This is a genomic window from Stutzerimonas sp. 21-1 (genome assembly GCF_056336065.1).
The window spans coordinates 1,785,910-1,799,262 of sequence record NZ_CM150500.1 but is presented as its reverse complement, the minus strand read 5'-3'; the positions used below and the strand labels follow the sequence as shown (position 1 = coordinate 1,799,262).

The window sequence follows — 13,353 nt, the reverse complement described above, 5'->3', positions numbered from 1 at the left end:
AAGACGCTTAGTTGACGGCGTCCTTCAGAGCCTTGCCGGCCTTGAAGCCCGGAATCTTTGCGGCAGCGATGTTGATCGGCTTACCAGTCTGCGGGTTGCGGCCAGTGCGCGCAGCGCGCTCCTTGACAGCAAAGGTACCGAAACCAACCAGTACGACAGAATCACCAGCCTGCAGGGCACCGGTGACGGATTCGATCACTGCATCCAGCGCGCGGCCAGCAACAGCTTTAGGAATATCAGCAGATGCAGCGATAGCATCGATCAGTTCCGACTTGTTCACTCTAAGTCCCCTTATTTCTGTTGAGTCGTATCTTTAATTTTCGGGTGTAAGCAAAGCGGTGCTGGAACGGCACTGACATAAAGGGCCGTTTTATAACAAGGGCCCTGAAAATATGTCAAGGAAGCCTCCCCGGCTAATGCGTGCTGATTCGCTCCTTGGAATCAGACTCGCGCGTATCTTCCTTTGCAACAATCTCGGGAGCCGCATCAGGCAAGGGCTCCGGCACGTATTGCAGCGCAATTTGCAGGACCTCGTCAATCCACTTGACCGGTTTAATCTGCAGGTCCTGCTTAATATTTTCAGGAATCTCTTTCAGATCACGCTGATTTTCTTCCGGGATGATTACCGTCTTGATCCCGCCACGATGAGCAGCAAGTAGCTTTTCCTTTAAGCCACCGATGGCGAGCACTTGCCCCCTGAGGGTGATCTCACCGGTCATCGCGACATCAGCCCGCACCGGGATCTGCGTCAGCGCCGAGACCAGAGCCGTGCACATGCCGATACCAGCGCTGGGCCCGTCCTTCGGAGTTGCGCCTTCGGGTACGTGAATGTGAATGTCCTGCTTCTCGTGGAAATCCGGGGCAATACCCATCGCCCGAGCACGGCTGCGTACCACGGTTAAAGCAGCTGTGATCGATTCACCCATCACCTCGCCCAGCGAGCCGGTCTTGGTGAGCCGCCCCTTACCCGGCACAACCGCCGCCTCGATGGTCAGCAGCTCGCCGCCGACCTGGGTCCAGGCCAACCCCGTGACCTGGCCAACCTGATCCTGCAGCTCTGCGAGCCCATAGCGGAACTTACGAACCCCAAGAAAATGCTCCAGCGAATCAGCCGTTACGTCGACATGGAAGCTCTTTTGCGTCGCATGCTCCTTGACCACCTTACGGCACACCTTGGCCAGCTGTCGCTCCAGGCTCCGCACACCTGCTTCACGGGTGTAGTAGCGGATGATGTCGCGAATCGCTGATTCATCAATGCTGAGTTCGCCTTTCTTCAACCCGTTAGCCTGGATTTGCTTCGGCGCCAGGTAGCGGGTAGCAATGTTGATCTTCTCGTCCTCGGTGTAACCCGGCAGACGGATCACCTCCATACGGTCGAGCAGCGGCGCAGGGATGTTCATCGAGTTGGCCGTACAGATGAACATCACATCCGAAAGATCGTAATCCACCTCAAGGTAGTGATCGTTGAAATTGTGGTTCTGCTCGGGATCGAGAACCTCCAGCAACGCCGAGGCCGGATCGCCACGCATATCGCTGGCCATCTTGTCGATTTCATCGAGTAGGAACAGCGGGTTACGCACACCAACCTTGGTCATTTTCTGGATCAGCCGCCCGGGCATCGAGCCGATGTAGGTGCGTCGATGCCCACGAATCTCCGCCTCGTCACGAACCCCGCCGAGGGCCATGCGCACGAACTTGCGATTGGTCGAGCGCGCAATGGACTCTGCCAGCGAGGTCTTGCCGACGCCGGGCGGTCCGACGAGGCATAGCACCGGCCCCTTCAGCTTCTTGACCCGCTTTTGCACGGCGAGATATTCAAGGATGCGATCCTTGACCTCATCCAAGCCGTAATGGTCGGCATCCAGAACCTCTTCAGCCTTGGCCAGGTCAAGGCGCACCTTGCTGGCCGCCTTCCAGGGCACATTTACCAGCCAGTCGATATAGGTGCGCACGACCGTGGCTTCGGCAGACATCGGTGACATCTGCTTGAGCTTGTTCAGCTCCGCCTGGGCCTTGGCGTAGGCATCTTTGCTCAGACCAGCGTTCTCGATGCGCTTTTTCAGATCATCGATCTCGTTGTGCCCTTCATCGATGTCGCCGAGCTCTTTCTGAATGGCCTTCATCTGCTCGTTCAGATAGTACTCGCGCTGGCTGCGCTCCATCTGCTTCTTCACGCGACCACGAATACGCTTTTCCACCTGCAACAGGTCGATTTCCGCATCCAGCAATGCGAGGACGTGCTCGACGCGAGCCGCAAGGTCGGTGATCTCCAGAATAGCCTGTTTCTGCTCGATCTTAAGCGCCATGTGAGCCGCCATGGTGTCCACCAGGCGCGCCGGATCATCAATGCCGGTCAGGGATGTCAGCACCTCTGCCGGCACCTTCTTGCCCATCTGTACGTACTGCTCGAACTGACTAAGCAGACTGCGGATGAAGACTTCCGCCTCACGAGCATCCGCCTCGGTTTCGTCGATCAGCCGAACCTCGACGCGGCAATGCTCATCCACGTCGAAGAAACGTTCGATGACGCCACGCTGCTCACCTTCCACCAGAACCTTCACCGTTCCATCGGGTAGCTTCAGCAACTGCAGCACGGTCGCGATCGTACCGACCCGGTACAGCGCTTCTTCGGCCGGATCATCGTCGGCAGGGTTTTTCTGTGCGACGAGCAGAATCTGCTTGTCACCAGCCATAGCCGATTCGAGCGCTTCAATAGATTTTTCACGGCCAACGAAGAGCGGGATCACCATGTGCGGGTAAACCACGACGTCGCGCAGCGGCAAAAGGGGCAATTCGATGGTTGTCTTCATAAATTCTGCTCTACGACGGCCATACGGCGAAAACGGGCGGGTTGCCTAGGCAACAAGATGGGGGCATGCCCGATGAAAAACAAGCTGCCCAAAATGCGAAGGGGCCCGCAGGCCCCTTGTTCATCATGCGTCAGGCGCAGCCTTTGCGGGCGGCTCATTATTTTCGTAGATCAACAACGGCTTGGACGCACCTTCGATCACGCTCTCATCAATGACGACCTTGCTGACATCCTTCTGCGAGGGAATTTCATACATGGTGTCCAGCAATACACCTTCCAGAATCGAGCGCAAACCGCGTGCACCGGTCTTGCGCTCAAGCGCACGACTGGCGATCGCCTTGAGCGCGTCCGGACGGAACTCCAGATCAACGCCCTCCAGCTCGAATAGCTTGGCGTACTGCTTGGTCAGCGCATTCTTGGGCTCGGTGAGAATCTGGATCAGTGCTGGCTCATCGAGCTCATCGAGCGTAGCGATCACAGGCAAGCGCCCCACGAACTCGGGAATCAGACCGAACTTGACCAAATCATCCGGCTCGACCGAACGCAGAGCCTCGCCAATCTTCTTGCCGGGATCCTTGCTGCGCACCTCGGCACTAAAGCCGATACCGCCTCGCGTCGATCGCGCTTGAATGACTTTCTCCAGACCGGCAAACGCCCCACCACAGATGAACAGGATGTTGCGCGTATCCACTTGCAGGAATTCCTGCTGCGGATGCTTGCGCCCACCCTGAGGCGGAACGGAGGCAACGGTGCCTTCGATCAACTTGAGCAGTGCCTGCTGCACACCTTCGCCCGAGACATCGCGCGTGATGGAAGGGTTGTCGGATTTGCGAGAAATCTTGTCGATCTCGTCGATATAGACGATACCCATTTGGGCTTTTTCGACGTCGTAATCACACTTCTGCAGCAGTTTCTGAATGATGTTCTCGACATCTTCGCCCACGTACCCCGCTTCAGTCAGGGTTGTAGCATCGGCGATGGTAAACGGAACGTTCAGCAACCGAGCCAGTGTCTCGGCCAGCAGAGTCTTACCCGACCCCGTCGGGCCGATCAGCAGAATGTTGCTCTTGCCCAGCTCGACTTCTTCTTTTTTGTCGCGCTGGTTGAGACGCTTGTAGTGATTGTAAACCGCTACCGCCAGGATCTTCTTCGCGCGCTCCTGACCAATGACATACTGGTCAAGAATGCCGCTGATTTCCTTGGGCGCAGGCAGCTTGTGCGCGCTGCTTTCCGCCTGGGCTTCCTGCACCTCCTCGCGGATGATGTCATTGCACAGGTCGACGCACTCGTCGCAGATGAAAACGGAGGGACCAGCGATCAACTTGCGCACTTCGTGCTGGCTTTTGCCACAGAAGGAGCAATAGAGCAGTTTGCCGGAATCCTCGCCGTTGCGGGTGTCAGTCATTCGAACAATCCAATCGGGAAGGCTTGAAACACAAGATGAAGGCAATCGTGGGCTTTTTCAAGCCCACGGAGCAGCCGCATATCGCGGGCTGTGGAGATCAGACAGCCAGCTGGCGCTGCGTCAGAACCTGGTCGATCAGCCCGTACTTGACGGCCTCGTCACCACTCATGAAGTTGTCGCGGTCGGTATCGCGGGCAATCACATCCATCGGCTGACCGGTGTGGTGCGCAAGCACCTTGTTCAGCCGCTCGCGGATGGTGAGGATCTCACGGGCGTGAATCTCGATGTCTGATGCCTGCCCCTGAAAACCGCCCAATGGCTGGTGGATCATCATTCGCGAATGCGGCAGGCAGTAACGCTTGCCGGCAGCTCCGCCAGTCAACAGCAGAGCGCCCATGGAACAGGCTTGCCCGATGCAAATCGTTGAAACATCCGGTTTGATGAACTGCATGGTGTCGTAGATCGACATGCCTGCAGTGACCGAACCGCCTGGCGAGTTGATATACAGGTGGATGTCCTTTTCAGGATTTTCTGCCTCGAGGAACAACAACTGGGCCACGATCAGGTTGGCCATGTAGTCCTCGACTTGGCCAACCATGAAGATCACCCGCTCCTTCAGGAGGCGAGAGTAGATGTCATAAGCCCGCTCGCCGCGTGCGGACTGTTCGATCACCATCGGGACCAGACCGCCAGCGGCCTGAATGTCCGGAACTTGCATAAAAGGATTGCGGGACATGTTCCAACGATACTCCCTTGTCATGCCTCAAAAGACACAAGCCAGCACGAGGGCTGGCTTGTGTTTGTGCACTCGAACGTTTTGAAGATCAGGCTGCTTGCGGAGCTTCCGCAGGCTTGATGGCTTCTTCGTAAGAGACCGATTTGTCGGTCACTTTCGCCTGCTGCAGAACAGTATCTACAACTTGTTCTTCGAGTACAACCGAACGGACTTCGTTCAGTTGCTCGTTGTTCTTGTAGTACCACGCAACAACCTGCTCGGGCTCCTGGTAGGCCGACGCCATTTCCTCGATGAGTTCGCGAACACGCGCCTCGTCGGGCTTCAGCTCTTTCTGCTTGACGACTTCAGCGACGATCAGCCCCAGAACAACGCGGCGCTTGGCCTGCTCTTGGAACAGCTCTGCCGGCAGCTGGTCAGGCTTGATGTTGCCACCGAACTGCTGGACTGCCTGCACACGCAAACGATTGACTTCGTTGTCGATCAGCGCTTTCGGAACCTCGATCGGATTGCCGGCAACCAAACCTTCCATTACTTGGTTCTTCACCTTGGTCTTGATGGCCTGGCGCAGTTCACGCTCCATGTTCTTCTTCACTTCGGCGCGGAAGCCTTCGACCCCACCTTCCTGCACACCGAACTGGGCAAAGAATTCATCGTTCAGCTCCGGCAGCTGTGGTGCCGCAACGCTGTTCACTGTGACGGTGAACTCCGCAGCCTTGCCGGCCAGATCGAGATTCTGGTAATCCTCGGGGAAGGTCGGATTGATCACGCGCTCTTCACCTGCTTTGGCGCCGACCAGAGCGTCCTCGAAACCGGGAATCATACGACCCGAACCCAGGACCAGCTGCGTGCCCTTGGCTGAACCACCAGCAAAGACTTCGCCATCGATCTTGCCTACGAAATCAATGTTCAGCTGGTCGCCGCTCTCAGCCGCGCGATCGACATTTTCGAAACGGGTGTTCTGCTTGCGCAGGATTTCCAGCATGTTGTCGACGTCGCTATCGGCCACTTCCGCTTGCAGACGCTCGACTTCGATGGCTTCGAAGCCGCCGACTTCAAACTCCGGGAACACTTCGAAGGTAGCGACGTACTCGAGATCCTTGCCCTTTTCAAACACTTTCGGCTCGACGGACGGAGCGCCGGCCGGGTTCAGCTTCTCGGCGACAATGGCTTCATAGAAGGTCGACTGGATCAGGTCACCCAGGGCTTCCTGGCGAGCGGCTTCCTCGTAGCGCTGACGAATAACGCTCATCGGCACCTTGCCGGGACGGAAACCGGGGATCTTGGCACGACTGGCGGTCTGTTGCAGACGCTTGTTGACTTCGGTCTCGATGCGCTCGACCGGCACGCCAATGGTCATGCGGCGCTCAAGAGCGGAGGTGCTTTCAACAGAAACTTGCATGGATTTTCCTCGTTGCACAGACATAAGCCGGGCGTTCCGGCCCCAGAATGGGCAAGCATTCTAGTGGCTCAATAAAGAGAAGTCACCCCGTCGTGGGGCAGAGGCCGCGGGCGCTCTACCGCACGATAGGATTACGGCAAAGCGCCGGACCGGACGCGACGCGGACTATTAAGAAGTAAGAGTGACGGCTCGCTCAGCGCTTGAGTGTCATCTGCCGACGTTCGAATTCGACGATACGCTGGCGATAGTGCTCGATGGTCTGAGCAGTCAGGACACTGCGCTGATCGTCCTTCAGCTCGCCATTCAGCTCAGCGGAAAGTTTGCGGGCAGCCGCAACCATCACATCGAACGCCTGCTTCGGATGGCGCGGGCCGGGTAGACCAAGGAAGAAGCTCACCGCCGGCGTGGTGAAATGATCAATATCATCCAGGTCGAAAGTGCCGGGCTTGACCGCGTTAGCCATCGAGAACAGCACCTCACCGTTGCCGGCCATGCTCTCGTGGCGGTGGAAGATATCCATCTCACCGAAGCGCAGACCGCTTTCGAGAATGTTCTGCAGCAGCGCCGGACCACGGAACCCCTGGGGATCGCGGCATATCACGTTGATGACCAGCACCTCTTCCACCGCTGCTGGGTCACGCGGCTCGTCGTTCGCCTCGTCTTCCTCATCGAGCACCGGATCGAGCAATGTCGGAACCGGCTCATCCGCCGCAAAATGCAGATCGCCCTGGCGCGGCTCGACTGGTGCGCGCCGCTTGGCGGACTCACGGGCACTCATCGATGGCATGTCAGTTTCGTCGAGCGACGGCTCGCCGGTGCGGCTGACCACTCTGGATGGCCCAAGCAGCTCTTTCGAATCTTCATCGAGCTCGGGTAGGTTTGCAGTCAAATTGCGGTCCAGCTTGAATTTCAGCTTTCCCTTGCCGCCTCGCATACGGCGCCAGCCATCGAACAGAATGCCCGCGATGACAATGATGCCGATGACGATCAGCCACTCGCGCAGACCGATATCCATTAATCCGTTTACCTCTGAACTCGATGATAACGGCGGGAATTCAACCACTTAGGTCAACATTGCCCGCATCATAAAAAATTGTGCATTAAGCTAGCACGACGAACGGTAGGTTTGCACTGTGCGCCCGTTCTCTTTGTATCGACGAATGAGAATGCCGAAGCGCCGTTGCCGTACCACGGTTCACCCCGTTCATGCTTCCACCAGCGCTACCGCCTGCTCCACATCCACGGTCACCAGCCGCGAGCAGCCGGGTTCGTGCATGGTCACGCCCATGAGCTGGTCCGCCATTTCCATGGCGATTTTGTTGTGGGTGATATAGATGAACTGCACCTTCTCCGACATCTCCTTGACCAGCCGCGCATAACGGCCAACGTTCGCGTCATCCAGCGGCGCATCGACTTCGTCGAGCATGCAGAACGGCGCTGGATTCAATTGGAAGATCGCGAACACCAGCGCCAGGGCAGTCAGCGCCTTCTCGCCACCGGAGAGCAGATGGATGGTGCTGTTCTTCTTGCCAGGCGGGCGCGCCATGATCGCCACCCCGGTATCGAGTAAATCTTCCCCGGTAAGTTCCAGATAGGCGTTGCCGCCGCCGAAGACTTTCGGGAACAGCGCCTGCAGCCCGCCATTGATCTGATCGAAGGTTTCCTTGAAGCGATTGCGGGTCTCCCGGTCGATCTTGCGGATGACGTTCTCCAGTGTATCCAGCGCCTCGACGAGATCGTCGTTCTGCGCATCGAGATACCGCTTGCGCTCGGACTGCTGCTGGTACTCGTCGATCGCCGCCAGGTTGATCGGACCGAGACGCTGGATGCGCTGAGCAAGGCGTTCCAGCTCCCCTTCCCAGCCCTGCTCGCTGGCTTCGGCTGGCAAGGTCGCCAGAACGCCGTGCAGGTCGTAGCCATCCTGGTGCAACTGATCCTGCAGCGCCTTGCGCCTGACGCTCAATTCCTGCCAGCTCAGCCGCTGCTGTTCCAGCTGGCCACGCAACACCTGCGCCTGCTGTTCCGCCTGGGTACGGCGCCGCTCGGCCTCGCGCAGTTCGCGATCGGCATCCTCCAACGCCAGTCGCGCGTGCTTGAGCTCATCCTCGACCGCCATACGCCGCTCCAGCAGCTCTTCGAGCTTCATCCGCAGCTCTTCCAGCGGCGCCTCGCCCTCTTCCAGATTCAGGCTCAGCTGTTCGCGCCGCTCGACAGTGCGTTCGAACTGCTGCTGCAGGCGCTCCAATGCCTGGCGGGTCGAGTCATGCTGTGCCCGGAGCGATCCAATCCGCAGTGCCAGCTGGTGCGCATGGTCCTTTTGCTGGCGGGCGTCCTGACGGATGCGGTCGAGCTGTTCACGCATACCGTCGCGACTGGCCAACAGCGCTTCCCGCTGCTCGGTGTCCTGCGACATGGCATCCAGCGCTTCCTGCAGGTGCAGACGAGCCTCACCCAGCTGCTCGATCTCCAGCGCGCGCTGCTCGTGCTGCTCGGTCAGCTCCTCATCCAGCCGTCGATGGCGCAGCGCCAGCTGCTCGACCTTGGCCTGCCGTGCCGACAGCTGGGCCTTGAGTTCGCCGTGCCGGCGCGCCTCGTCCTGCTGCTGGCGACGTCGCACCTCACGCTCCTGTTCGAGCTGCCGCTGGTCCGTCTGCGCCTGCTGCAGGCTCTGCTGCAGATCGTCGAGACTCGCCTCACGCTCGTCGCGCTCGGCCTGCAGGCGCTCCAGTTCCTGGCCGCGCGCAATCAGGCCGGACTCCGCCTCGCCGCCGCGGCGCACGCGCAGAAAGTGCCGACCGACCCAATAGCCTTCACGACTGATCAGGCTTTCGCCCTCGCCCAGCTCGGCACGAGCGGCCAACGCCTGTTCCAGCGACTCCACCGCGCGCACGCCGGCCAGCCACGGCGCCAGATCGTGCGGGCTCTCAACCTTATCGAGCAGGCTGCCCGGGCGCGCGGCAGCGCGATCGGTCGAGCAGACCAAGCGCAGTTCGCCCTGCTCCAGATCGTCGAAACTCAGCCCGGCGAAATCGTCCAGCACCACCGCCTGCAGATCGGCCCCGAGTACGGTCTCCACCGCCCGCTCCCAGCCCGGCTCGACGCGCAGGCCCTCGGCCAGCCGCGGCAGCTGTTGCAGTTGCTGCGTCTCCAGCCAATCAACGACGCCTTTGCCCGGGTCCAGTGCGGCCTGCTGCAGGGTTTCCAGTGAGGCGATCCGGCCATTGAGCCGCTGCAGTTCGCCATGCGCCTGCTGCTGCGCCTGCATCAGTTGCCGCACCCGCTCGCGCTGCTGCTCCAACTGCTCGTCGAGCAGTTCGCCCGCCGCAAGCAGTTCCTCCAGATTGAGCTCGCCGATCGCCAGCTGCTCGCCGAGTTCAAGAATCGCCGCATCCTCAGGATCAGCGGCAAGCAAGGCGCGCTCATCATCCAGCCGGCGCTGGCGCTCGGCCAGCCGCTCCAGGCTCTGCTCGAGATGGGCAATACGGGCCTGCTGTACTTCAGCCGCCCGGCGCGGCTCGGCACTGCGCTGGTTGAAGCGCTCCCATTGCTCCTGCCAGGCCTGCATCGAGGTTTCCGCTTCTTCCAGCTGAGCCGCGGATTCCTCGGCCGCCGCGCTGGCCAGCGCCTGTTCCGGTTCGAGCATGGCCAGCTCTTCATCGAGCGTCGCCAGCAAGGTGCGGTCGTGGCCCAGATGCGATTCGGTTTCCAGCCGTGCCTGTTCGGCCTCGCGCAAATCGTCCTGCAGCTGGCGCAGGCGCTGCTGGCCGTGCTGAATGCTCTGCTCGACGCGCGCGATGTCGCCACCGACCGAATAGAACCGCCCCTGCACCTGATTAAAACGTTCGGACAGCTCATGATGACCGTCACGCAGGCGCTCGATGCTAGCGTCGGCATTGCGTTGCTCGGCCACCAGCGCCTCGAAGGCGACCTCCTGATCGCCGATGACCTGCTCGCGCTGCCCCACCTGCTCGTTCAGTGCCTGCCAGCGCAAGGCCGACAGCTGCGCTTTGAGCTGGCGCTCCTCGGCCTTGTACTCCTGATACTTTTCCGCCGATTGCGCCTGGCGGTGCAAGCGTTCGAGCTGGCGCTCCAGTTCCTCGCGCAGGTCAGTCAGGCGCGCCAGGTTCTCGTGAGTACGACGGATGCGGTTCTCCGTCTCGCGACGGCGCTCCTTGTACTTGGAAATGCCGGCCGCTTCCTCGATGAAGTTGCGCAGGTCCTCCGGCTTGGCCTCGATCAGCTTGGAGATCATTCCCTGCTCGATGATCGAGTAGCTGCGCGGGCCGAGACCGGTGCCGAGAAAGATGTCGGTGATGTCGCGCCGGCGGCATTTGGTGCCGTTGAGGAAGTAGGTGTTCTGCCCGTCGCGGGTAACGCGGCGGCGGATGGAGATTTCGGCGAAGGCCGCGTACTCGCCGGTCAGGCTGCCGTCGGAGTTGTCGAAGACCAGCTCGATGCTGGCCTGCGTTACCGGCTTGCGGGTGTTGGAGCCGTTGAAGATGACATCGGTCATCGACTCGCCGCGCAGGTTCTTCGCCGAGCTTTCACCCATCACCCAGCGCACGGCGTCGATGATGTTGGACTTGCCGCAGCCGTTAGGCCCGACCACCGCCGACATGTTGCTGGGAAAGCTCACTGTGGTGGGGTCGACGAAGGATTTGAAGCCGGCGAGTTTGATGCTTTTCAGTCGCATGCGGCCTGTCCGTGGCGGTCAGCGTGAGAAGAAACGAGCAGGGTCGCCGCGAGCATCGGATGTCCTGGCATCGAGTAGTGGGTGCAAGGCGGCGGAGTTTATCACGCGGTTTCGCGGCCACGGCACGGACGATGCGCAGCCGTTCGCAACGCTGATGCGGCGCGCGGACGAGCGTCGCGCGCCGCATCCGGGGCAGATCAGCCGCCGGTCATGCTCATGAAGCGCACCACCTGGACCTGATCGTCGGTATTGAAATGGTGCTTCTCCGGCTTGAGCTGCAGCGCATCGACCAGCGCATTGCGCAGGCGCTCGCCGTCGCCCGGATGGGCACGCATCAGGCTTTTGAGGTCCAGCGCGCCCTCATGCCCCAGACAGAGCACCAGCTTGCCCTCGGCGGTGACCCGCACGCGGTTGCAGCTGCCGCAGAAGTTGTTGCTGTGCGGGGAGATGAAACCGACCTGAGTCTGCGTCCCGGCCACCTGCCAGTAACGCGACGGCCCGCCGGTGGCATGGCTGCTGCGCACCAGCGGGTAGCGCGTTTCGATGCGTTGGCGCACTTCGTCGCTGGAGCAGAAGGTGACGTGCCGCTCGTGGCTGGACACGCTGCCCAGCGGCATCTCCTCGATGAAGCTGATATCCAGCCCGCGGTCGATGGCGAACGTCACCAGATCGATGATTTCGTCGTCGTTGCGACCCTTCAGAATCACGCTATTGAGCTTGATGCGCTTGAAGCCCGCCGCGCGTGCCGCCTCGATTCCGACCAACACGCGCTCAAGGCGATCACGCCGGGTCAATTCAGCGAAACGCTCGCGCTTGAGCGAATCCAGGCTGATGTTCAAGCGCTTCACGCCCGCCTCGCGCAGCGTCGAGGCCAGCGCGTGCAACTGCGAGCCGTTGGTGGTGATGGCCAGGTCTTCCAATTCCTCGCGCGCACCGAGCCGCGCCAGCAGCGTCGGCAGCCCCTTGCGCACCAGCGGCTCGCCGCCGGTCACGCGAATGCGCTTCACGCCCAGGCTGATGAAGGCATCGGCGACGGCGTACAGCTCTTCCAGGCTGAGGATTTCCTCGCGCGGCGCGAAGACCATGTCCTCGCTCATGCAGTAGGTGCAACGGAAATCGCAGCGATCGGTCACCGACAAGCGGAGGTACGTGATACGCCGGCCGAACGGGTCGACCAACTGTGAATCGGACATGAGCGTCTCCAACTGCCTTGCTGTCCCCTTGTGCCCAGCCTATGCGCTCGGAGCGATTCAGGCAAAGTCTTAGGCCCACCGTTCGGCGCCGGGAGCGCCAGCAATCATCCCGAACGGCATCGGCAGCGGGCTGTCACAGCTTCAGATTCGCTATCAGCGGGACGATGCGCATGCCTTTGCTGAAACTGCTGCATTTCGCAGCCCTGCTCTGCTGGTGCGGGTCGCTGCTGTACCTGCCGGCGCTGATTAGCGCCGGAACGCGGTCGGGCGACCGGCTGTTCTACCGCGACCACGCGCACCTCACCCGCCTGGTTTTCACCCTGATCAGCACCCCGGCGGCCCTGCTGGCGATCGGCTCCGGTACGGCCCTGTTCCTGCGCGACGGCACGCTCGCTGGCTGGCTGATCATGAAACTCACGGTGGTCACCGCGATGGCGCTCTGCCACGCGCTATGCGGCGTGCTGGTGCTGCGCGTGGAACGCGCGCCCGAGCGCAGCGTGACACGCCAGTGCCTGGCCATCGGCGTGCTGGTACCGCTGCTGATCGTCATCACGCTCTGGCTGGTGCTGGCCAAACCCTTCTGACCGAGGAATGACCGTCCGCATGACCGCTAAACCGGCGTCGCCCGAAACGATCCTAGCTATCGAGCTCGACGCCCACGGCATGCTCGTACACCAGCCTTCCGCCGAGAAACGCGGCCAGCGAAATGAGCACGGCCGTCAGCAGCGAGAGGAACAGCCCCCACAGCGCATCACTGTCGCCGCCATCGATGCCCTTGTAGCGCAGCAGCCAGTTCAGCGACGCCAGCGAGAGCATCATCACGGCAAGGATCGCGTGGCACCAGGCGGTGACCTTGCGGCGTATCTGCGCCACGCTGAGCAAATCGACCACCCCGGCGATACTCGCCAGCCAGCCACCGATGGCGCCGACGCCGGCCAGCCAGAGGCCGGCACGCGACCAGAACGGATCGAGTGTCCACAGGTAGGCAAGATCGGCCGGCACCAGGCCGAGCAAGGCGGCTACCGGAAAGTGGATCATCATCGGATGCAACGGATGGCCGGCAATCGCGGCGTTGCTGCTGATGGACTCGCGGTCGATGGCCATCGGGCACTCCCAGG

The 13,353-nt window shown here is 60.8% G+C and carries 10 protein-coding genes; 1 reads left to right on the top strand and 9 read right to left on the bottom strand.

Annotated elements, in window-relative coordinates; translation table 11 throughout:
• Positions 1-7 precede the first annotated feature (7 nt).
• The 8 genes from hupB to moaA form a co-directional block, all read right to left on the bottom strand.
• Positions 8-280 carry a nucleoid-associated protein HU-beta gene (hupB, locus tag AC0ZJQ_RS08805; protein WP_237264778.1) on the bottom strand — a complete coding sequence of 91 codons (273 nt, stop codon included), beginning with the start codon at positions 278-280 and terminating at the stop codon, positions 8-10.
• A 133-nt stretch (positions 281-413) separates the two neighbouring features.
• Positions 414-2,810 (bottom strand): endopeptidase La, encoded by a 2,397-nt coding sequence (lon, locus tag AC0ZJQ_RS08800; RefSeq protein WP_237264779.1) that lies wholly within the window; start codon positions 2,808-2,810, stop codon positions 414-416.
• Between the two features lie 123 nt (positions 2,811-2,933).
• Positions 2,934-4,214 carry an ATP-dependent Clp protease ATP-binding subunit ClpX gene (clpX, locus tag AC0ZJQ_RS08795; protein ID WP_008567895.1) on the bottom strand — a complete coding sequence of 427 codons (1,281 nt, stop codon included), beginning with the start codon at positions 4,212-4,214 and terminating at the stop codon, positions 2,934-2,936.
• 97 nt (positions 4,215-4,311) lie between these two features.
• Positions 4,312-4,950, bottom strand: a complete 639-nt coding sequence (clpP, locus tag AC0ZJQ_RS08790; protein ID WP_037019733.1) for an ATP-dependent Clp endopeptidase proteolytic subunit ClpP — start codon at positions 4,948-4,950, stop codon at positions 4,312-4,314.
• Positions 4,951-5,038: 88 nt separating this feature from the next.
• A complete protein-coding gene (gene tig, locus AC0ZJQ_RS08785; RefSeq protein ID WP_155552773.1) occupies positions 5,039-6,349 on the bottom strand; it encodes a trigger factor in 1,311 nt (436 codons plus the stop codon).
• Between the two features lie 193 nt (positions 6,350-6,542).
• Positions 6,543-7,364 carry a cell division protein ZipA gene (gene zipA / locus AC0ZJQ_RS08780; RefSeq protein ID WP_167135142.1) on the bottom strand — a complete coding sequence of 274 codons (822 nt, stop codon included), beginning with the start codon at positions 7,362-7,364 and terminating at the stop codon, positions 6,543-6,545.
• A 189-nt stretch (positions 7,365-7,553) separates the two neighbouring features.
• Entirely contained in the window at positions 7,554-11,042 is a 3,489-nt protein-coding gene (smc, locus tag AC0ZJQ_RS08775) for a chromosome segregation protein SMC (protein ID WP_155552635.1), read from the bottom strand.
• 197 nt (positions 11,043-11,239) lie between these two features.
• Complete coding sequence (moaA, locus tag AC0ZJQ_RS08770) at positions 11,240-12,235, bottom strand: GTP 3',8-cyclase MoaA (protein WP_155552633.1); 996 nt, start codon at positions 12,233-12,235, stop codon at positions 11,240-11,242.
• 170 nt (positions 12,236-12,405) lie between these two features.
• On the opposite strand from moaA, the gene AC0ZJQ_RS08765 reads away from it, so the two are divergent.
• Positions 12,406-12,819 carry a CopD family protein gene (locus AC0ZJQ_RS08765; RefSeq protein WP_102828661.1) on the top strand — a complete coding sequence of 138 codons (414 nt, stop codon included), beginning with the start codon at positions 12,406-12,408 and terminating at the stop codon, positions 12,817-12,819.
• Between the two features lie 52 nt (positions 12,820-12,871).
• On the opposite strand, the gene AC0ZJQ_RS08760 is transcribed toward AC0ZJQ_RS08765, so the two are convergent.
• The gene (locus tag AC0ZJQ_RS08760) at positions 12,872-13,339 is read right to left on the bottom strand and encodes a DUF2231 domain-containing protein (RefSeq protein ID WP_008567904.1); all 468 of its coding nucleotides are present in this window, start codon (positions 13,337-13,339) and stop codon (positions 12,872-12,874) included.
• Positions 13,340-13,353 lie beyond the last annotated feature (14 nt).